This is a genomic window from Streptomyces sp. Sge12, assembly GCF_002080455.1.
Classification (GTDB): domain Bacteria; phylum Actinomycetota; class Actinomycetes; order Streptomycetales; family Streptomycetaceae; genus Streptomyces.
Genome location: NZ_CP020555.1, coordinates 6,391,671 through 6,410,810, shown reverse-complemented (window position 1 = coordinate 6,410,810; position 19,140 = coordinate 6,391,671). Strand labels below are relative to the sequence as shown.

Below are 19,140 nucleotides of genomic sequence, written 5' to 3'. Positions count from 1 at the left end.
CCGTACCCACCCATGACACACCACAGGCCCGACAGATGTTCTGCCGGGCCTGTGGTGAAAGGAATCCTGGTGCCTTACTGGGCCGGGGCCTCGATGGCCTCGGAGGTCAGCAGACCCGCGTTGATCTCGCGCAGCGCGATCGAAAGCGGCTTCTCGTGGACGTGGGTGTCCACCAGCGGGCCGACGTACTCGAGCAGGCCCTCACCGAGCTGCGAGTAGTACGCGTTGATCTGACGCGCACGCTTGGCCGCGTAGATCACGAGGCTGTACTTCGAGTCCGTGGCCTCGAGCAGCTCGTCGATCGGCGGGTTGATGATGCCCTCGGGCGCAGTGATGGAAGAGGACACGCTCTACCTTCCGAAGATGGGTGAAAGATGGGGCCGCCCTGGAATCGATCGACGGAAAAGCATCGATCAACGATCAGACAACTGCCATCAAGGCTAGCAGCTCACGCGCCACGTCCTCGACGGAGGTGTTGACCAGGGTGGTGTCGAACTCGGACTCGGCAGCGAGCTCGATCCGTGCGGCGGCGAGCCGGCGCTCGATGACCTCCGCCGATTCGGTGCCCCGGCCGGTCAGCCGGCGGACCAGCTCGTCCCAGCTGGGCGGTGCCAGGAAGACCAGCTGGGCGTCGGGCTTGGACTCGCGGACGAGCCGTGCGCCCTGGAGATCGATCTCCAGCAGCACCGGCTCGCCGTTGTCCAGGCGTTCCAGCACCGCGCCGCGGGGAGTGCCGTAGCGGTTGCCCGCGAACTCGGCCCACTCCAGCAGCTCGCCGTTGGCGATCAGCTTGTCGAACTCGTCGTCATTGACGAAGAAGTAGTGGACTCCGTGTCGCTCACCGGGCCGCGGCTTGCGGGTGGTGGCCGACACCGAGAGCCATACCTCGGGGTGAACCTTGCGCATATGCGCGACGACCGTGCTCTTGCCGACCCCTGAGGGGCCGGAGAGCACGGTCAGCCGCGGACGAACCTCTGCTGCCATAGAGCGATTATCCAGGTTCTCGGGACTGCCTGAGAACGCCGGGAGAACTTCAGTCGACGCCTCAGGCGCCGGTGCTGCCGAACTCGCGCTCCAGAGAGGCGATCTGGTTGGAACCGAGACCTCGGACACGCCGGGACTCGGAGATGCCGAGACGCTCCATGATCTGCTTGGCGCGCACCTTGCCCACGCCAGGCAGGGACTCCAGCAGGGCGGAGACCTTCATCTTGCCGATGACGTCGTTCTCCTGGCCCGTCTTGATGACCTCTTGGAGCGAGGCGCCGGAGTGCTTGAGTCGATTCTTCACCTCGGCCCGCTCCCGGCGAGCCGCGGCGGCCTTTTCGAGCGCGGCTGCGCGCTGTTCAGGGGTAAGGGGCGGAAGAGCCACGCCTACGTCACCTCGGATGTCGAACTGTCGGATACGGACCGGTGGGTAACCCTGAAGGCAACACACCTCGCGAGCTCCCGAACAGCGATGGAACTCGTTCGCTGCACGTTCACTCTGGTCGGAGACTAGCGGCCAACAACGCTCCAGTCAGCGAGAACGGACGAAAAGTCCTGGTCAGCCTCCACTGAACCGTACATCACGGACAAAATACCCCGGTTTTGTCCGATGAAGAGCGTTCGAGTTTCGCCAAGAAATGCGGGAGGCCCTGCCGCGAAGGTGCGGCAGGGCCTCCCGGGCGACCGAATTACGCGGAGACGGCCTCGTGGATCTCGTCGGCGAAGCGACGCGCCGAGTCGCGCAGGGCGCTCACGTCCGGACCGTGCTTCAGGACGCCCCGGGACACGTTCGGGACGACGTTGCGCACGGCCTTGCCGAAGACGCCCGGCAGATCCGCCGCCGTCGCGCCCTGCGCGCCGATGCCGGGGGCCAGCAGCGGACCGTTGATGTCCAGGTCGAAGGTGGACAGGTCGCCCAGCGTGGCACCGACCACCGCGCCGAAGGAGCCCATGGGGGCGGCGTCCGCGTTCTCGGCCGCCAGGTGCGCCAGCATCGTCGCGCCGATCGTGCGGCCGTCCTCCCGGACCGCCCGCTGGACCTCCGCGCCCTCCGGGTTCGAGGTCAGCGCCAGGACGAACAGGCCCGCGCCCGACGCGCGGGCCAGGTCCACGGCCGGCTTCAGCGAGCCGTAGCCCAGGTAGGGCGAGACCGTCAGCGCGTCCGAGAACAGCGGCGAGGCCGGGTCCAGGAAGGCCGAGGCGTACGCCGCCATGGTGGAGCCGATGTCGCCGCGCTTCGCGTCCATGACCACCAGCGTCCCGGCCGCCCGGGCGTCCGCGACGGTCTTCTCCAGGACGGCCACGCCCTTCGAGCCGAACCGCTCGAAGAAGGCCGCCTGCGGCTTGAAGACCGCCACCGACTCGGCCAGCGCCTCGACGACCGTACGGGAGAACCGCTCCAGGCCCGCGATGTCGTCCTGGAGGCCCCACTGCGCCAGCAGGGCGGCGTGCGGGTCGATGCCCACGCACAGCGGGCCCCGGGAGTCCATCGCCGCGCGCAGGCGGGTGCCGAACGGGGTCACAGTCACTTGGTGGCCTTTCGGGTCTCGGCGCCCACCGCTTCGGCGAGCGTCGCGTACGGGCTGGTGGCCAGGCGCGCGGCGAGGCCCTTGTGGATGGCGCGGGCGTAGAAGGGGCCCTCGTAGATGAAGGCGCTGTAGCCCTGGATCAGCGTGGCGCCGGCCAGGATCCGCTGCCAGGCGTCCTCGGCGTTCTCGATGCCGCCGACCCCGACCAGGACCAGCCGGTCCCCCACCCGGGCGTACAGGCGGCGCAGGACCTCCAGGGAGCGCTCCTTGACCGGGGCGCCGGAGAGTCCGCCGGTCTCCTTCACCAGCGAGGGGTCGGACTTCAGGCCCAGCCCCTCGCGGGCGATGGTGGTGTTCGTCGCGATGATGCCGTCGAGGCCGAGCTCCAGGGCCAGGTCGGCGACCGCGTCGACGTCCTCGTCCGCCAGGTCGGGGGCGATCTTGACCAGCAGCGGTACCCGGCGGTCGGTCACCGTGCGGTCCGCGGCCTCGCGCACGGCCGTCAGCAGCGGGCGCAGCGACTCGGTGGCCTGGAGGTTGCGCAGGCCCGGGGTGTTGGGCGAGGAGACGTTCACGACGAGGTAGTCGGCGTGCCGGGCGAGGCGCTCGGTGGAGGCCACGTAGTCCCCCACGGCCTCCTCCTCGGGCACGACCTTCGTCTTGCCGATGTTGACGCCGACCACGGTCCGGAAGACCGCCTCACGGGCTGCCAGGCGGGCCGCCACGGCCGCCGAGCCCTCGTTGTTGAAGCCCATGCGGTTGATCAGCGCGCGGTCCGGCACGAGGCGGAAGAGCCGCTTCTTCGGGTTGCCGGGCTGCGGCTCGGCGGTGACCGTGCCGATCTCGATGTGGTCGAAGCCGAGCATCGACATGCCGTCGATGGCGACGGCGTTCTTGTCGAAGCCGGCGGCGAGGCCGAAGGGGCCGTGCATGCGCAGGCCGAGGGCCTCGGTGCGGAGCTCCTCGTGGCGCGGGGCCAGGGCGGCCGCGACGAAGGTGCGCAGCACGGGGGTGCGGGCGGCGCCGCGGATCCAGCGGAAGGCCAGGTAGTGGGCCTGCTCGGGGTCCATCCGCTTGAAGACCAGGTTGAAGAATGTTTTGTACATCGTCGGAAAATCCCTCTGCGCTCGTGAAGAGGGGGACACCCGTCGTGAAACCGGTGTCCCCCTCCCCGTGTCCGGGCTGTACGGCCTGCGTCAGTCGCGGGCTGCGGTCAGGTGCTCCGCGTGCTCCTGGAGGGAGCGGACGCCCACGTCGCCGCGGTTGAGCGCGTCGATGCCCTGGACGGCGGCGGCGAGCGCCTGGACCGTGGTCAGGCAGGGGACGCTGCGGGCCACGGCAGCCGTACGGATCTCGTAGCCGTCGAGGCGGCCGCCGGTGCCGTACGGGGTGTTGACGATCAGGTCGACCTGGCCGTCGTGGATCAGCTGGACGATGGTCTTCTCGCCGTTCGGGCCCTCACCCTCGCTGAGCTTGCGCACCACGGTGGCGTTGATGCCGTTGCGGCGCAGCACCTCGGCGGTGCCGGAGGTGGCCATCAGCTCGAAGCCGTGGGCGACGAGCTCGCGCGCCGGGAAGATCATCGAGCGCTTGTCGCGGTTGGCGACGGAGATGAAGGCGCGGCCCTTGGTGGGCAGCGGGCCGTAGGCGCCGGCCTGCGACTTGGCGTAGGCGGTGCCGAAGACGGCGTCGATGCCCATGACCTCGCCGGTGGAGCGCATCTCGGGGCCGAGGACGGTGTCCACGCCGCGGCCGTGGATGTCGCGGAAGCGCGACCACGGCATGACGGCCTCCTTGACGGAGATCGGCGCGTCGATCGGCAGGGTGCCGCCGTCGCCGGTCTTCGGCAGCAGGCCCTCGGCGCGCAGCTCGGCGATGGTGGTGCCGAGCGAGATGCGGGCGGCGGCCTTCGCGAGGGGGACGGCGGTGGCCTTCGAGGTGAAGGGGACGGTCCGGGAGGCGCGCGGGTTGGCCTCCAGGACGTAGAGGATGTCCCCGGCCATCGCGAACTGGATGTTGATCAGGCCGCGGACGCCGACGCCCTTGGCGATCGCCTCGGTGGAGGCGCGCAGGCGCTTGATGTCGTAGCCGCCGAGGGTGATCGGGGGCAGGGCGCAGGCGGAGTCGCCGGAGTGGATGCCGGCTTCCTCGATGTGCTCCATGACGCCGCCGAGGTAGAGCTCGTGGCCGTCGTAGAGCGCGTCGACGTCGATCTCGATCGCGTCGTCGAGGAAGCGGTCGACCAGCACGGGGCGGGTCGGCGAGATCTCGGTGGACTCGGCGATGTACGACTCGAGGCGGGCCTCGTCGTAGACGATCTCCATGCCGCGGCCGCCGAGCACGTAGGACGGGCGCACCAGGACCGGGTAGCCGATCTCGTCGGCGATCGCCTTCGCACCGGCGAAGGTGGTGGCGGTGCCGTGCTTGGGGGCCGGCAGGCCGGCCTCGGCGAGGACCTGGCCGAAGGCGCCGCGGTCCTCGGCGGCGTGGATGGCCTCCGGGGAGGTGCCGACGACGGGGACGCCGTTGTCCTTGAGGGCCTGGGCGAGGCCCAGCGGGGTCTGGCCGCCGAGCTGGACGACGACACCGGCGATGGGGCCGGCCAGCGACTCGGCGTGGACGATCTCCAGCACGTCCTCGAGCGTGAGCGGCTCGAAGTACAGGCGGTCGGAGGTGTCGTAGTCCGTGGAGACGGTCTCCGGGTTGCAGTTGACCATCACGGTCTCGTAGCCGGCGTCGCTCAGGGCGAAGGAGGCGTGGACGCAGGAGTAGTCGAACTCGATGCCCTGGCCGATGCGGTTCGGGCCGGAGCCCAGGATGATCACCGCGGGCTTGGTGCGGGGCGCGACCTCGGACTCCTCGTCGTACGAGGAGTAGAAGTACGGGGTCTTCGCGGCGAACTCGGCGGCGCAGGTGTCGACCGTCTTGTAGACCGGGCGGACGCCCAGCGCGTGCCGGACCTCGCGGACGACGTCCTCGCGCAGGCCGCGGATCTCGGCGATCTGGGTGTCGGAGAAGCCGTGGCGCTTGGCCTCGGCGAGCAGCTCGGGCTGGAGCTTCTCGGCGGCGGCGAGCTCGTCCGCGATCTCCTTGATGAGGAAGAGCTGGTCGACGAACCAGGGGTCGATCTTCGTGAACTCGAAGACCTCCTCCTGGGTGGCGCCGGCGCGGATGGCCTGCATGACGGTGTTGATGCGGCCGTCGGTCGGGCGGACCGCGGTGGCGAGCAGCTCGTCCTTGTCGCCGGTGGGGCCGACGAAGGTGAACTGCGAGCCCTTCTTCTCCAGCGAGCGCAGGGCCTTCTGGAGGGCCTCGGTGAAGTTGCGGCCGATGGCCATGGCCTCGCCGACCGACTTCATGGTGGTGGTGAGGGTGGCGTCGGCCAGCGGGAACTTCTCGAAGGCGAAGCGCGGGGCCTTGACGACGACGTAGTCGAGGGACGGCTCGAAGGAGGCCGGGGTCTTCTCGGTGATGTCGTTGGGGACCTCGTCGAGCGTGTAGCCGATGGCCAGCTTGGCGGCGATCTTGGCGATCGGGAAGCCGGTGGCCTTCGACGCGAGCGCCGAGGAGCGGGAGACGCGCGGGTTCATCTCGATGACGATGACGCGGCCGTCGACCGGGTCGATCGCGAACTGGATGTTGCAGCCGCCGGTGTCGACGCCGACCTCGCGGATGATCGCGATGCCGATGTCGCGCAGCCGCTGGTACTCGCGGTCGGTCAGCGTCATCGCCGGGGCGACGGTGATGGAGTCGCCGGTGTGGACGCCCATCGGGTCGAAGTTCTCGATGGAGCAGACGACGACCACGTTGTCCTTGGTGTCGCGCATCAGCTCCAGCTCGTACTCCTTCCAGCCGAGGATGGACTCCTCAAGGAGCACCTCGGTGGTCGGGGAGAGCGTGAGGCCCTGGCCGGCGATGCGGCGCAGCTCGTCCTCGTCGTGGGCGAAGCCGGAGCCGGCGCCGCCCATGGTGAAGGAGGGGCGCACGACGACGGGGTAGCCGCCGAGGGTCTCGACGCCCTTGATGACGTCGTCCATGGAGTGGCAGATGACCGAGCGGGCGGACTCGCCGTATCCGATCTTGGCCTTGACGGCCTCGACGACGCCCTTGAAGAGGTCGCGGTCCTCGCCCTTGTTGATGGCCTCGACGTTGGCGCCGATGAGCTCGACGCCGTACTTCTCCAGCACACCCTGCTCGTGCATGGAGATGGCGGTGTTGAGCGCGGTCTGGCCGCCGAGGGTCGGGAGCAGCGCGTCGGGGCGCTCCTTCGCGATGATCTTCTCGACGAACTCGGGGGTGATCGGCTCGACGTACGTGGCGTCGGCGATCTCCGGGTCGGTCATGATCGTCGCGGGGTTGGAGTTGACCAGGATGACCCGCAGGCCCTCGGCCTTGAGGATGCGGCAGGCCTGGGTGCCGGAGTAGTCGAACTCGGCGGCCTGTCCGATGACGATCGGGCCGGAGCCGATGACCAGGACGGACTGGATATCGGTGCGCTTAGGCACGCTCGGCCTCCATCAGGGCGGTTTCCATCAAAGACGTGAAGCGGTCGAAGAGGTACGCGGCGTCGTGCGGGCCCGCGGCCGCCTCGGGGTGGTACTGGACGCTGAAGGCCGGCTGGTCGAGCAGCTGGAGGCCTTCGACGACGTTGTCGTTCAGGCAGACGTGGGAGACCTCGGCGCGGCCGTAGGCGGTCTCGGAGACCTTGTCGAGGGGCGCGTCGACGGCGAAGCCGTGGTTGTGCGCGGTGATCTCGACCTTGCCGGTGGTGCGGTCCTGGACCGGCTGGTTGATGCCGCGGTGGCCGTACTTCAGCTTGTAGGTGCCGAAGCCGAGCGCGCGGCCCAGGATCTGGTTGCCGAAGCAGATGCCGAAGAGCGGGGTCTTGCGGGCGAGCACGCCCTGCATGACGGAGACCGCGTGGTCGGCGGTGGCCGGGTCGCCCGGGCCGTTGGAGAAGAACACGCCGTCGGGCTCGACCGCGTACACGTCCTCGACGGTGGCGGTGGCGGGCAGCACGTGGACCTCGATGCCGCGCTCGGCCATCCGGTGCGGGGTCATGCCCTTGATGCCGAGGTCGACGGCGGCGACGGTGAAGCGCTTCTCGCCGATCGCGGGGACGACGTACGCCTCCTTGGTGGCGACCTCGGCGGAGAGGTTCGCGCCCTTCATCTGCGGCTGCGACTGGACCTTGGCGAGCAGGGCCTCGTCGCGGATGCCGACCCAGGCCTCGCCGGAGAAGATGCCGACGCGCATGGCGCCGCGCTCGCGCAGGTGGCGGGTCAGGGCGCGGGTGTCGATGCCGGAGATCCCGACGACGCCCTGCTTGACGAGCTCCTCGTCCAGCGAGCGCCGCGAGCGCCAGTTGGAGGGGACGCGGGCGGGGTCGCGGACGACGTAGCCGGCCACCCAGATACGGGAGGATTCGGGGTCCTCGTCGTTGACGCCGGTGTTGCCCACGTGCGGGGCGGTCATCACGACGACCTGCCGGTGGTACGACGGGTCGGTGAGGGTCTCCTGGTAGCCGGTCATGCCGGTGGAGAACACGGCCTCGCCGAAGGTCTCCCCCACAGCGCCGTAGGCGCGGCCGCGGAAGATCCGACCGTCCTCCAGGACGAGTACGGCGGGAGCTTTGGCTGCTCCCCTGGTGGAGGTCGTCATCGTTCGGCGCCTTCCGTCGTGATGGATGAGTTCTGTGTTGTCAGCGTGCTGATGCTCTCGACCCAGGCGGCGTGTTCGGCCGCGCGGTCGGAGCGGAATCCGGAGTCGATCAGCTTGTCGCCGTGCGCCCAGGTGACGACGAGCAGTCCGCCCTCGGTGAGTACCTTGCCCGCGATTCCCTTGTCGAGGCGGGCGCCGCGCAGTCGGTCGGCCGGTACGAAGAAGTCGGTGGCCCCCGGTCGGACCACGTCCAGGCCCGCGTCGGTGAGCGTGAGCTCGACCCGGCTGCGGACGCCCAGACCGTGGGCGACGATCCGGTCGAGCCACTGCCCGGCGGTGGTGGAGCCGTGGTACCGGCCGGTCAGGGCCAGCCGGTGCTCGGGGAGACCGTCGGGGGCGGCGGGCAGCTCCGGCAGATCGCTCTGCAGAGCGCCGCGCCATTTCCAGCCCTGCCGCATCAGCCAGTACACGAACACGATGAAGACGACCAGGCCGATCACCCACGCGATGCGGGCGCCCAGGCTGGTCACCTCCGCCGACTGTCGTTCGGCGGCCTCGGCGGCCAGTTGGATTACTGCAGGTGTCACGCCAGTTTCCCGTCCACGACCGTTGCCCGGCCCCGCAGGAAGGTGTGAGTGACGCGCCCCGGCAGCTCACGGCCCTCGTAAGGCGTGTTGCGGCTGCGGGAGGCGAAATGTGCGGGGTCCACGACACCACGGTACGAGGTATCGACCAAGGTCAGGTTCGCGGGTTCACCTGCCGAGACGGGACGGCCGTGGTTCTCCAGGCTGCCGATGCGCGCCGGGGCGAAGGACATCCGCTCGGCGACGCCCGCCCAGTCGAGCAGTCCGGTCTCCACCATCGTCTGCTGGACGACGGAGAGCGCGGTCTCCAGGCCGACCATGCCCATGGCGGCGGCGGCCCACTCGCAGTCCTTGTCCTCGTGCGGGTGCGGGGCGTGGTCGGTGGCGACGATGTCGATCGTGCCGTCGGCGAGCGCCTCGCGCAGGGCCAGCACGTCGCGCTCGGTGCGCAGCGGCGGGTTGACCTTGTAGACCGCGTTGTAGGAGCGCACGAGCTCCTCGGTGAGGAGGAGGTGGTGCGGGGTGACCTCGGCGGTGACGTCGATGCCGCGGGACTTGGCCCAGCGGACGATCTCGACGGAGCCGGCGGTGGAGAGGTGGCAGATGTGGACGCGGGAACCGACGTGCTCGGCGAGCAGGACGTCGCGGGCGATGATCGACTCCTCGGCGACGGCCGGCCAGCCGCCGAGACCGAGTTCCGCGGAGACGACGCCCTCGTTCATCTGGGCGCCCTCGGTGAGGCGGGGCTCCTGGGCGTGCTGGGCGACGACGCCGCCGAAGGCCTTCACGTACTCCAGGGCGCGGCGCATGATCACGGCGTCGTCCACGCACTTGCCGTCGTCGGAGAAGACGGTGACGTGGGCGGCGGACTCGTGCATGGCGCCGAGCTCGGAGAGCTGCTTGCCCTCCAGGCCGACGGTGACGGCGCCGATGGGCTGCACGTCGCAGTAGCCGGATTCCTTGCCCAGGCGCCAGACCTGCTCGACGACGCCGGCGGTGTCGGCGACCGGGAAGGTGTTCGCCATGGCGAACACCGCGGTGTAGCCGCCGGAGGCGGCGGCGCGGGTGCCGGTGAGGACGGTCTCGGAGTCCTCGCGGCCGGGCTCGCGCAGGTGGGTGTGCAGGTCGACGAGGCCGGGGAGGAGGATCCGGCCCTCGGCCTCGATGACGGTCGCGCCCTCGGCGGACAGGCCGGTGCCGACCTCCGCGATGGTCTCGCCGTCGATCAGGACGTCCTGCGCATCGCCGCCGAGTACCTTCGCGCCACGGATAAGGATCTTGCTCATGGTTACTTGCTCTCCTCGGTACGGGCGGGGGCGGCGGGAGTGGTGCTGACGGCGGGCTCGGAGCCTCCGAGCAGCAGGTACAGGACGGCCATCCGGGTGGAGACGCCGTTGGCGACCTGCTCGACGGCCGTGCAGCGGTCGGAGTCGGCGACCTGGGCGGTGATCTCCATGCCGCGGTTCATCGGGCCGGGGTGCATCACGATGGCGTGCTCGGGCATCTTCGCCATGCGGTCGCCGTCGAGCCCGTACCGGCGGGAGTACTCGCGCTCGGTCGGGAAGAAGGCGGCGTTCATGCGTTCGCGCTGCACACGCAGCATCATCACCGCATCGGACTTCGGCAGCACGTCGTCGAGGCTGTACGAGACCTCGCACGGCCAGGTCTCGACGCCGATCGGGACGAGCGTGGGCGGGGCCACCAGGGTGACCTCGGCGCCGAGGGTGTGCAGCAGGTGGACGTTGGAGCGTGCCACGCGGCTGTGCAGGACGTCGCCGACGATGGTGATCCGGCGGCCGTTCAGGTCCTTGCCGAGGCCCGCGTCGCGGCCGACCAGGCGGCGGCGCATGGTGAAGGCGTCCAGCAGGGCCTGGGTGGGGTGCTCGTGGGTGCCGTCGCCGGCGTTGACCACGGCGGAGTCGATCCAGCCGGAGGTCGCGAGCCGGTAGGGGGCGCCGGAGGCGTGGTGGCGGATGACGACCGCGTCGGCGCCCATGGCCTCCAGGGTCAGCGCGGTGTCCTTCAGGGATTCGCCCTTGGAAACGGACGAACCCTTCGCGGAGAAGTTGATGACGTCGGCCGAGAGGCGCTTGGCGGCCGCCTCGAAGGAGATCCGGGTGCGGGTCGAGTCCTCGAAGAAGAGGTTGACGACGGTGAGGCCGCGCAGGGTGGGCAGCTTCTTGATCGGCCGGTCCGCGACGCGGGCCATCTCCTCGGCGGTGTCGAGGATCAGGACGGCGTCGTCGCGCGTGAGATCGGCGGCCGAGATGAGGTGGCGCTTCATCTGGATGGCTCCGTAGGTCGGGAGGGCAGGCGGACTGACGGGCGGAGGTGCGAGCGGGCAGGGCAGGCCGCGGCGCGGGCCCGATCGGGGCCCGTCACCCGGAAGGTCTACTGACCTGCTGCCTGGGTGGTCCGCTGGCCGAGCAGCACGGCGTCACGGCCGTCCTCCTCCTGGAGCTGGACCTTGACGGTCTCCCGCAGCGACGTGGGGAGGTTCTTGCCGACGTAGTCGGCGCGGATGGGCAGCTCTCGGTGGCCCCGGTCGACGAGGACGGCGAGCTGCACGGCGCGGGGGCGGCCGAGGTCACCGAGGGCGTCGAGGGCGGCGCGGATGGTGCGGCCGGAGAAGAGCACGTCGTCGACGAGGACGACGAGGCGGCCGTCGAGGTCGTCGCCGGGGATCTCGGTGCGACCGATCGCGCGGGCGGGCTTCATCCGCAGGTCGTCGCGGTACATGGTGATGTCGAGGGAGCCGACCGGGATCTTCGTACCGGTGATCTCTTCGAGCTTGGCGGCCAGCCGGCGGGCGAGGTAGACACCGCGGGTGGGAATGCCGAGGAGCACCACGTCGTCGGCGCCCTTGGCGCGTTCGACGATCTCGTGGGCGATGCGGGTCAGGACCCGCGCGATGTCCTGCGCGTCGAGCACGGGGCGCATGGAATCGGTGTGCTGCTGGGTGTCCATGAAAAGGACCTCCTTCTCCGCCTCACGGGACGGACCTTAAAGGACGTCTGATGTACGTCTCACACGGTACCAGGGAGAGTCCGGTGGCTCGGACCGGGTCGGTACGGAACGGCTCTCATGCGGCTGCCGGGAGTGACCCCCCGGGGGGGCGACCAAGACCATTCGGCTTGACGCATCCAAGTAACGCTGCGTAACCTCACAGTGAGTTACCAGCCGCGCGGCGGAGCCGCACGTAGTTACCTAGTTACGTAGTCGCAGTGTCCATCAGCCACAGCGTCACAGCGTCCGGGAGCGTTATGTCCAGCGAATACGCCAAACAGCTCGGGGCCAAGCTCCGCGCCATCCGCACCCAGCAGGGCCTTTCCCTCCACGGTGTCGAGGAGAAGTCCCAGGGCCGGTGGAAGGCCGTCGTGGTCGGTTCCTACGAGCGCGGGGACCGCGCCGTGACCGTCCAGCGTCTCGCCGAGCTGGCGGACTTCTACGGGGTTCCGGTTCAGGAACTGCTGCCGGGCACGACTCCCGGCGGGGCGGCCGAGCCGCCGCCGAAGCTGCGTCTCGACCTGGAGCGCCTGGCGGGCGTCCCCGCCGAGAAGGCCGGCCCGCTGCAGCGCTACGCGGCGACGATCCAGAGCCAGCGCGGCGACTACAACGGCAAGGTGCTGTCGATCCGCCAGGACGACCTGCGCACCCTGGCCGTCATCTACGACCAGTCCCCCTCGGTCCTGACCGAGCAGCTGATCAGCTGGGGCGTGCTGGACGCGGACGCCCGTCGCGCGGTGGCGCACGAGGAACTCTGAGTTCCGGGCTCCGGACCAGCAGAAACGTTTACCGGTGGGCGCCGGGCCCTTGCGGGGGTCCGGCGCCCACCGGTTTTTCGTTCCCCGGCACCGGCATACGGAAGGGCCCGCAACGGTACGCGTTGCGGGCCCTTCCGTAGGGCGGTGCCGGCGCTGGGCCGTGCGGTCAGCTCTCGCTGCGCCGCAGGCTCGGCTTCAGGTCCTTGAAACGGGCCAGCAGCCCGTTCACGAACGAGGGGGACTCGTCCGTCGAGAACTCCTTGGCCAGCTGGACGGCCTCGTCGATGGCCACGGCGTCCGGGGTGTCGTCCACCCAGATCAGCTCGTAGGCACCGAGCCGCACGATGTTCCGGTCAGCGACCGGCATGCGGTCGAGGTCCCAGTCCACGGCGTAGGTGACGATCAGGTCGTCGATGCGGTTCACCTTGTCGGCGTAACCCTCGACGAGATCCATCGTGAAGGCGCTGACCGGCGGCTGCCGGTCGTCCGACCGCGCGTGACGGATCCAGTCCGCGAGCACCTCGCGTACGGGCACCCCGCGCTGGTCGGCCTCGAAAAGGATCTGGAAGGCGCGCTTGCGCGCATTGCTCCGAGCAGCCACGGGTTAGTTGCTCTTCCGGCCGAGGTAGTCGCTGGTGCGGGTGTCGACCTTGACCGTCTCGCCGGTGGTGACGAAGAGCGGGACCTGGATCTCGTAGCCCGTCTCCAGGGTGGCGGGCTTGGTGCCACCGGTGGAGCGGTCGCCCTGGACGCCCGGGTCGGTGTGCTCGATCTTGAGCTCGACCGCGGCCGGGAGCTCCACGTAGAGCACCTCGCCCTCGTGCTGGGCGACGGAGGCGGTGAAGCCCTCGATCAGGAAGTTGGCGGCGTCGCCGACAGCCTTCTTGTCGACCATCAGCTGGTCGAAGGTGGTCATGTCCATGAAGACGAAGTACTCGCCGTCCATGTACGAGAACTGCATGTCACGGCGGTCGATGGTGGCCGTCTCGACCTTCGTGCCGGCGTTGAACGTCTTGTCGACGACCTTGCCGGAGAGCACGTGCTTGAGCTTGGTGCGCACGAAGGCCGGGCCCTTGCCGGGCTTGACGTGCTGGAACTCGACGACGGACCAGAGCTGGTCACCGTCGAGCTTGAGCACCATGCCGTTCTTGAGGTCGTTCGTGGAAGCCACGGTTGCGGAATCTCCTGCACTGGAAGACCACGGGTGCGCGCACCGACCGGCAGAGCCGGCTAGAGCGCGAGCAGCTCCTTGGTCGTAATGGTGAGTAGCTCGGGACCGCCGTCCGCCTCGGGGCGCACGACGAGCGTGTCATCGATCCGGACACCTCCCCGGCCCGGGAGGTGAACCCCCGGTTCGACGGTGACCGGCACGCAAGCGTCCAGTTTACCCATTGCCGTAGGTGCAAGCTGCGGGTCCTCGTCGATTTCGAGGCCCACACCGTGTCCGGTCGACGGGGCGAGGGCCTCGGCGTGCCCCGCGGAGTCCAGTACGGAGCGTGCGGCGTGGTCCACGTCCCGGTACGCGGCCCCCGGCAACAGGGCCTCGCGCCCGGCCCGCTGGGCGGTGAAGACCAGATCGTACAGCTCGATCTGCCAGTCGGCCGGGCTGGTGCCGATCACGAAGGTCCGCCCGATCTCGCACCGGTAGCCACGGTAGTTGGCGCCCAGGCAGACCGTGAGGAAGTCGCCCTCCTCCACCCTGCGGTCGGAGGGCCGGTGCCGGGAGCGGCCCGAGTGCGGGCCGGTGCCGACGGAGGTGGGGAAGGCGGGGCCGTCCGCCCCGTGGTCGACGAGCCTGCGCTCCAGCTCCAGGGCGAGGTGCCGTTCGGTACGCCCCACCAGGATGGACTCCAGCAGCTCGCCGAGGGCCTGGTCGGCGATCTCGGCGGCGATCCGCAGGCAGGCGATCTCCTCCTCGTCCTTGACGAGGCGCTGCTGCTCCACGGCGGTGCCGAGGTCCGCGAGGCGCAGCTTGGGCGCCACGGAGCGCAGGGCCCGGTGCCGGCCGACGGTGAGGTGGTGCTCCTCCACGGCGAGCGAGTCGGCCCGCAGGGAGGCGGCCAGGTCGGCGGCGGCGACGGCCGGATCGCCGCCGGGGCTGCCCAGGACGGAGACGTCCAGGCGTTCGTCGAGGCGGCCCTCGTCGGCCTCGCCGGTGGGTGCGCCGGCACAGAAGAGCATGTCCTCGGTGGGGCCGACGAGCAGCACCGCGCCGAGCGGGGACGCCCCGGAGAGGTAGCGGACGTTCGCCGGACGCGTGATCAGTGCGGCGGCGTTCCCCGCGGCGGCGCATCGGTCGCGAAGCAGGCTCCGGCGGGCGGCGTACACGTCTGACATGTCTTCGAGCGTACGAGCGCCCCGGCGATCCGGCCCGGCGAGCGCGTCCGGACGGGCCCGGGGCGGCCTGCGGGGCCGCCGGCGGCGCCATCCGGCCGGATCGGGGACTACCAGCCGCCGGGAGCCGCCAGGGCGCGGGCCAGTGCCTCGTCGAGGGCGCGGGCGGTGCCCTCGACGTCGAGGTGGGAGTTGTCGATGATCGGCAGGCCGGAGCCGTACCAGCCGGCCATCCGGCCGTGGATCCGCGCGACCTCCTCGTCGGAGAGCCGGCGGTTGCCGGAGCGGGCCGCGTTGCGCTCCAGGACGATCTCCAGGCCGGGCAGGAGCACCACGGGCAGCAGGTTGGGGCCCACGTGCCGCTTCCAGCCGCCCAGTCCGACGACGGGCCGGTCGGGGAAGACCGCGTCGTCGAGGATGCAGGAGATGCCGTTCGCCAGGTAGTTGCGGGCGGCGAAGCCGCAGGTGCGGCGGGCGAGCCGGTACTGGGCCTCGGAGTGCTCGTTCCAGCCCGCCTGCGGGTCCGCGAAACCGGAGCAGACCCACTCGCGGACGTCGTCCAGGCTCACGTGGGCCGTCGCGACGGGCCGGGTGCTGGCCCAGTGCCGGGCGACGGTGGTCTTCCCGGCACCGGCCGGGCCGATCAGCAGCACGGCGAGGACGGCACCGCCGGTACCCGCCACGGCGGGCGGCAGCGGGATGTGCCCGGTGGGCTCCGGCACGGCCGGCACCGGTTGCGACGGGTACGACGACTGCTGCTGATGGGGCTGGTGGGGCGGCTGGTGCGGAGACTGCGGCGGGGGCGAACCCGGCCAGCCCTGCGCCGGGGGTATCGGCGGCTGCGGGGGCGCCGACGGGCCCGGTCCCGGCTGCCACCGGCCCGCGTCCCCGCCCCCCACTCCGTGCTGCATCCGCTGCCACTCCATCTCGTTCCGGCGACTGATGCGAGAACGTTATATGACTGCCGGGGCCCGGCCGTCCACCAGCACCGTCAGGCAGCGTGTCAGGCGGAGATCTCGTCCGCCAGTGCGCGCAGCGCCAGCCGGTACGAACCGATACCGAAGCCCGCCACCGTGCCGGTCGCCACCGCGGCGATGACCGAGGTGTGGCGGAACTCCTCGCGGGCGTACGGGTTCGAGATGTGCACCTCGATCAGCGGCGCCGTGCGCTGCGCCGCCGCGTCCCGCATGCCGTACGAGTAGTGCGTGAAGGCCCCCGGGTTGATGACCACGGGGATCTTCCCGTCCGCCGCCTCGTGCAGCCAGCGGATCAACTCGCCCTCGTCGTTGGTCTCGCGGACCTCGACGTCGAAGCCGAGCTCCTCGCCCAGCGATCGGCAGCTCTCCACGAGCCCCGTGTACGAGGTGGCCCCGTACACGTCGGGCTCGCGCGAGCCGAGCCGGCCCAGGTTCGGGCCGTTCAGCACGAGTACGGGGCGGCTCACGCCGACACCTCGCCGTAGGCGGCGATCAGGTGCGCCGGGTCGGGACCCTCCAGGACGGTCGGCTTGCCCAGTCCGTCGAGGACGATGAAGCGCAGCAGGTTGCCGCGGGACTTCTTGTCGACCTGCATGGTCTGGAGCAGCTTGGGCCACTGGTCGCCGCGGTAGGTCAGCGGCAGGCCCACGGCGGCCAGGATCTCCCGGTGCCGGTCGGCCGTCGCGTCGTCCAGGCGGCCCGCGAGCCGGCCCAGTTCGGCGGCGAAGACCATGCCGACGGACACGGCCGCGCCGTGCCGCCACTTGTAGCGCTCGTTCTTCTCGATGGCGTGCGCGAGGGTGTGGCCGTAGTTGAGGACCTCCCGCAGGCCCGACTCCTTGAGGTCGCTGGAGACCACGTCGGCCTTGACCTGGATGGAGCGCACGATGAGCTCCGCGGTGTGCGGGCCGTCGGGCGTACGGGCCGCCGCCGGGTCCTCCTCGATCAGGTCGAGGATCACCGGGTCGGAGATGAATCCGGCCTTGATGATCTCGGCGAGGCCGCTGACGTAGTCGTTGACCGGCAGCGAGTCCAGCGCCGCCAGGTCGCACAGCACACCGGCCGGCGGGTGGAAGGCACCCACGAGGTTCTTGCCCTCGGCGGTGTTGATGCCGGTCTTGCCGCCGACGGCCGCGTCCACCATCGCGAGGACGGTGGTCGGTACGGCGATCCAGCGGACCCCGCGCAGCCAGCTGGCCGCGACGAAGCCCGCGAGGTCGGTGGTGGCTCCCCCGCCGACGCCGACGATCACGTCGGTGCGGGTGAATCCGGACTGGCCCAGTGCCTTCCAGCAGTAGGCGGCCACCTCGATCGTCTTGGCCTCCTCGGCGTTCGGCACCTGGATGGCGACCGCCTCGTAGCCCTGCTCGGCCAGGTCGTCGCGCAGTGCCTCACCGGTCGAGGCCAGCGCCTCGGGGTGGATCACGGCGACCCGCTGGGCCTTCGTACCGATCAGGGAGCCGAGCTCGCCGAGCAGCTGCCGCCCGACCAGCACGTCGTACGCGTCGTGTCCGGCGCTCGCGCCGACCTGGATCCGCGTCACCTGGTCTGTCATACGTCCTTCAACTCCAGAGCGTCGAGGACCGCCTGGGCGACCTCTTCGGGTGTGCGGTCGTCGGTGGCCACCACGACGCGCGCGACTTCGGTGTACAGGGGGCGCCGGGCGTCCATCAGCTCGCGCCACTGGCGGCGCGGGTTGACGGCCAGCAGCGGGCGGGCGGCGCCGAGGCCCACCCGGCGTACGGCTTCCTCGACGTCCATCGACAGGTAGGCGACGGGCAGGCCGGCGAGCAGTTCGCGGGTGCCCTCGTCGAGGACGGCGCCGCCGCCGAGGGCGAGGACTCCGGTGTGCCCGGCGACGGCGGCGGCGACCGCCTGCCGCTCCAGCTCGCGGAAGTACGGCTCGCCCTCGTCGACGAAGATGTCGGAGATCTCCCGGCCCTGGGCCGAGACGATGTCGGCGTCGGTGTCCCGGTAGGGGACGCCGAGCCGCTCGGCGAGCAGCGCCCCCACCGTGGACTTGCCGGAGCCCATGGGTCCGACGAGGACGACCAAGGGTCCGGCGGTCACCGGATCTGCAGGTTGTCGAGGTACGACCGGACGTTGCGGCGGGTCTCCGGGACGGAGTCACCGCCGAACTTCTCGACGACCGCGTCGGCCAGTACGAGGGCGACCATGGCCTCGGCGACGATGCCGGCGGCCGGCACGGCGCACACGTCGGAGCGCTGGTGGTGGGCCACCGTCGCCTCTCCGGTGGCCACGTCGACGGTCGCCAGTGCGCGCGGGACGGTCGCGATGGGCTTCATCGCGGCCCGTACGCGCAGCAGTTCGCCGGTGGTCAGGCCGCCCTCGGTGCCGCCTGCGCGGCCGGAGGTGCGCTTGATGCCCTCGGGGGTGGAGACGATCTCGTCGTGGGCCTGGGAGCCGGGCACGCGGGCCAGCTCGAAGCCGTCACCGACCTCGACGCCCTTGATGGCCTGGATGCCCATGAGGGCGCCGGCGAGACGGGCGTCGAGACGGCGGTCCCAGTGGACGTGCGAGCCGAGGCCGACCGGGACCCCGTACGCGAGCACCTCGACGACGCCTCCGAGGGTGTCGCCGTCCTTGTGGGCCTGGTCGATCTCGGCGACCATCGCCTTGCTCGCGTCGGCGTCGAGGCAGCGCACCGGGTCGGCGTCGAGCTTCTCGACGTCGGCGGGGGTCGGGTAGACGCCGTACGGGGCCTTGGCCGCGGCCAGCTCCACCACGTGCGAGACGATCTCGATGCCGGCGACCTCCTTGAGGAAGGACCGGGCGATCGCGCCGAGGGCGACGCGGGCGGCGGTCTCACGGGCGCTGGCGCGCTCCAGGATCGGCCGGGCCTCGTCGAAGCCGTACTTCTGCATGCCGGCGAGGTCGGCGTGGCCGGGGCGCGGACGGGTCAGCGGCGCATTGCGGCCGGTGTCCTTGAGCAGCGACGGGTCGACCGGGTCGGCCGACATGACCGTCTCCCACTTGGGCCACTCGCTGTTGCCGACCATCACGGCCACGGGGGAACCCAGCGACAGACCGTGCCGGACGCCGCCCAGGAAGGTGATCTCGTCCTGCTCGAACTTCATCCGGGCACCGCGGCCGTAGCCGAGCCGGCGCCGGGCCAAGTGGTCGGCCACCAGCTCGGTGGTGACCGGGACGCCGGCGGGAAGGCCCTCCAGCGTCGCCACCAGTGCCGGTCCGTGGGACTCCCCGGCGGTCAGCCAACGCAACCTGCTCAACGATGCTCCTCATGCTCGCGCCTGGTACAGCGACGGCGCGATCGGGTGCGCGGCCC

20 protein-coding genes are annotated in these 19,140 nt (G+C 70.7%); 1 reads left to right on the top strand and 19 read right to left on the bottom strand.

What is annotated here, in order from left to right:
• Positions 1-74: 74 nt before the first annotated feature.
• The 11 genes from rpoZ to pyrR all read right to left on the bottom strand — a co-directional run bounded on the left by rpoZ (position 75) and on the right by pyrR (position 11,725).
• Complete coding sequence (gene rpoZ, locus B6R96_RS28865; protein ID WP_004948662.1) at positions 75-347, bottom strand: DNA-directed RNA polymerase subunit omega; 273 nt, start codon at positions 345-347, stop codon at positions 75-77.
• A gap of 73 nt (positions 348-420) precedes the next feature.
• Positions 421-984 (bottom strand): guanylate kinase, encoded by a 564-nt coding sequence (gene gmk / locus B6R96_RS28860; RefSeq protein WP_030387225.1) that lies wholly within the window; start codon positions 982-984, stop codon positions 421-423.
• A gap of 61 nt (positions 985-1,045) precedes the next feature.
• Positions 1,046-1,369, bottom strand: coding sequence for an integration host factor (locus tag B6R96_RS28855; protein WP_030008746.1), 324 nt, complete (start codon positions 1,367-1,369; stop codon positions 1,046-1,048).
• 304 nt (positions 1,370-1,673) lie between these two features.
• Positions 1,674-2,513 (bottom strand): orotidine-5'-phosphate decarboxylase, encoded by an 840-nt coding sequence (gene pyrF, locus B6R96_RS28850; protein ID WP_261341250.1) that lies wholly within the window; start codon positions 2,511-2,513, stop codon positions 1,674-1,676.
• Positions 2,510-3,619 carry a quinone-dependent dihydroorotate dehydrogenase gene (locus tag B6R96_RS28845; RefSeq protein ID WP_081524041.1) on the bottom strand — a complete coding sequence of 370 codons (1,110 nt, stop codon included), beginning with the start codon at positions 3,617-3,619 and terminating at the stop codon, positions 2,510-2,512. The genes pyrF and B6R96_RS28845 overlap by 4 nt, the downstream gene beginning before the upstream one ends.
• Before the next feature lie 90 nt (positions 3,620-3,709).
• The gene (gene carB, locus B6R96_RS28840; protein ID WP_030387222.1) at positions 3,710-7,018 is read right to left on the bottom strand and encodes a carbamoyl-phosphate synthase large subunit; all 3,309 of its coding nucleotides are present in this window, start codon (positions 7,016-7,018) and stop codon (positions 3,710-3,712) included.
• Positions 7,011-8,174, bottom strand: a complete 1,164-nt coding sequence (gene carA, locus B6R96_RS28835) for a glutamine-hydrolyzing carbamoyl-phosphate synthase small subunit (RefSeq protein ID WP_030387221.1) — start codon at positions 8,172-8,174, stop codon at positions 7,011-7,013. Before carA ends, carB begins: the two co-directional genes overlap by 8 nt.
• Positions 8,171-8,761, bottom strand: a complete 591-nt coding sequence (locus B6R96_RS28830; protein WP_081524040.1) for a PH-like domain-containing protein — start codon at positions 8,759-8,761, stop codon at positions 8,171-8,173. The genes carA and B6R96_RS28830 overlap by 4 nt, the downstream gene beginning before the upstream one ends.
• Positions 8,758-10,044, bottom strand: coding sequence for a dihydroorotase (locus B6R96_RS28825; RefSeq protein ID WP_081524039.1), 1,287 nt, complete (start codon positions 10,042-10,044; stop codon positions 8,758-8,760). Before B6R96_RS28825 ends, B6R96_RS28830 begins: the two co-directional genes overlap by 4 nt.
• A 2-nt stretch (positions 10,045-10,046) precedes the next feature.
• On the bottom strand, positions 10,047-11,042 hold the full coding sequence (locus B6R96_RS28820; RefSeq protein WP_030387218.1) for an aspartate carbamoyltransferase catalytic subunit: 996 nt from the start codon (positions 11,040-11,042) through the stop codon (positions 10,047-10,049).
• 107 nt (positions 11,043-11,149) lie between these two features.
• The gene (gene pyrR / locus B6R96_RS28815) at positions 11,150-11,725 is read right to left on the bottom strand and encodes a bifunctional pyr operon transcriptional regulator/uracil phosphoribosyltransferase PyrR (protein WP_030387217.1); all 576 of its coding nucleotides are present in this window, start codon (positions 11,723-11,725) and stop codon (positions 11,150-11,152) included.
• A gap of 296 nt (positions 11,726-12,021) precedes the next feature.
• On the opposite strand from pyrR, the gene bldD reads away from it, so the two are divergent.
• Positions 12,022-12,522, top strand: coding sequence for a transcriptional regulator BldD (gene bldD, locus B6R96_RS28810; protein ID WP_030008755.1), 501 nt, complete (start codon positions 12,022-12,024; stop codon positions 12,520-12,522).
• Between the two features lie 166 nt (positions 12,523-12,688).
• Here bldD and nusB read toward each other — a convergent pair whose 3' ends face one another.
• The 8 genes from nusB to aroC all read right to left on the bottom strand — a co-directional run bounded on the left by nusB (position 12,689) and on the right by aroC (position 19,084).
• Positions 12,689-13,123: a transcription antitermination factor NusB gene (nusB, locus tag B6R96_RS28805; RefSeq protein ID WP_030387216.1), complete on the bottom strand. Its 435-nt coding sequence runs from the start codon at positions 13,121-13,123 to the stop codon at positions 12,689-12,691.
• 3 nt (positions 13,124-13,126) lie between these two features.
• A complete protein-coding gene (gene efp, locus B6R96_RS28800; RefSeq protein WP_030008757.1) occupies positions 13,127-13,693 on the bottom strand; it encodes an elongation factor P in 567 nt (188 codons plus the stop codon).
• Between the two features lie 59 nt (positions 13,694-13,752).
• Entirely contained in the window at positions 13,753-14,859 is a 1,107-nt protein-coding gene (locus B6R96_RS28795) for an aminopeptidase P family protein (RefSeq protein ID WP_030387215.1), read from the bottom strand.
• A gap of 107 nt (positions 14,860-14,966) precedes the next feature.
• The gene (locus B6R96_RS28790) at positions 14,967-15,767 is read right to left on the bottom strand and encodes an AAA family ATPase (protein ID WP_081525306.1); all 801 of its coding nucleotides are present in this window, start codon (positions 15,765-15,767) and stop codon (positions 14,967-14,969) included.
• Between the two features lie 92 nt (positions 15,768-15,859).
• Positions 15,860-16,300 carry a type II 3-dehydroquinate dehydratase gene (gene aroQ, locus B6R96_RS28785; RefSeq protein WP_052873988.1) on the bottom strand — a complete coding sequence of 147 codons (441 nt, stop codon included), beginning with the start codon at positions 16,298-16,300 and terminating at the stop codon, positions 15,860-15,862.
• Positions 16,297-17,388 carry a 3-dehydroquinate synthase gene (gene aroB, locus B6R96_RS28780; RefSeq protein WP_030387212.1) on the bottom strand — a complete coding sequence of 364 codons (1,092 nt, stop codon included), beginning with the start codon at positions 17,386-17,388 and terminating at the stop codon, positions 16,297-16,299. Before aroB ends, aroQ begins: the two co-directional genes overlap by 4 nt.
• Positions 17,385-17,903: a shikimate kinase gene (locus B6R96_RS28775; RefSeq protein WP_030387211.1), complete on the bottom strand. Its 519-nt coding sequence runs from the start codon at positions 17,901-17,903 to the stop codon at positions 17,385-17,387. The genes aroB and B6R96_RS28775 overlap by 4 nt, the downstream gene beginning before the upstream one ends.
• On the bottom strand, positions 17,900-19,084 hold the full coding sequence (aroC, locus tag B6R96_RS28770; protein WP_030387210.1) for a chorismate synthase: 1,185 nt from the start codon (positions 19,082-19,084) through the stop codon (positions 17,900-17,902). Before aroC ends, B6R96_RS28775 begins: the two co-directional genes overlap by 4 nt.
• Positions 19,085-19,140 lie beyond the last annotated feature (56 nt).

What these genes read in the sequence shown, in the direction of transcription:
- bldD (WP_030008755.1), top strand. Translation starts at nt 12,022, where the DNA reads ATGTCCAGCGAATACGCCAAACAGCTCGGGGCCAAGCTCCGCGCCATC.
- B6R96_RS28795 (WP_030387215.1), bottom strand. Translation starts at nt 14,859, where the DNA reads ATGTCAGACGTGTACGCCGCCCGCCGGAGCCTGCTTCGCGACCGATGC.
- B6R96_RS28820 (WP_030387218.1), bottom strand. Translation starts at nt 11,042, where the DNA reads ATGAAGCGCCACCTCATCTCGGCCGCCGATCTCACGCGCGACGACGCC.
- carA (WP_030387221.1), bottom strand. Translation starts at nt 8,174, where the DNA reads ATGACGACCTCCACCAGGGGAGCAGCCAAAGCTCCCGCCGTACTCGTC.
- pyrR (WP_030387217.1), bottom strand. Translation starts at nt 11,725, where the DNA reads ATGGACACCCAGCAGCACACCGATTCCATGCGCCCCGTGCTCGACGCG.
- B6R96_RS28845 (WP_081524041.1), bottom strand. Translation starts at nt 3,619, where the DNA reads ATGTACAAAACATTCTTCAACCTGGTCTTCAAGCGGATGGACCCCGAG.
- aroB (WP_030387212.1), bottom strand. Translation starts at nt 17,388, where the DNA reads ATGACAGACCAGGTGACGCGGATCCAGGTCGGCGCGAGCGCCGGACAC.
- B6R96_RS28790 (WP_081525306.1), bottom strand. Translation starts at nt 15,767, where the DNA reads ATGCAGCACGGAGTGGGGGGCGGGGACGCGGGCCGGTGGCAGCCGGGA.
- gmk (WP_030387225.1), bottom strand. Translation starts at nt 984, where the DNA reads ATGGCAGCAGAGGTTCGTCCGCGGCTGACCGTGCTCTCCGGCCCCTCA.
- B6R96_RS28825 (WP_081524039.1), bottom strand. Translation starts at nt 10,044, where the DNA reads ATGAGCAAGATCCTTATCCGTGGCGCGAAGGTACTCGGCGGCGATGCG.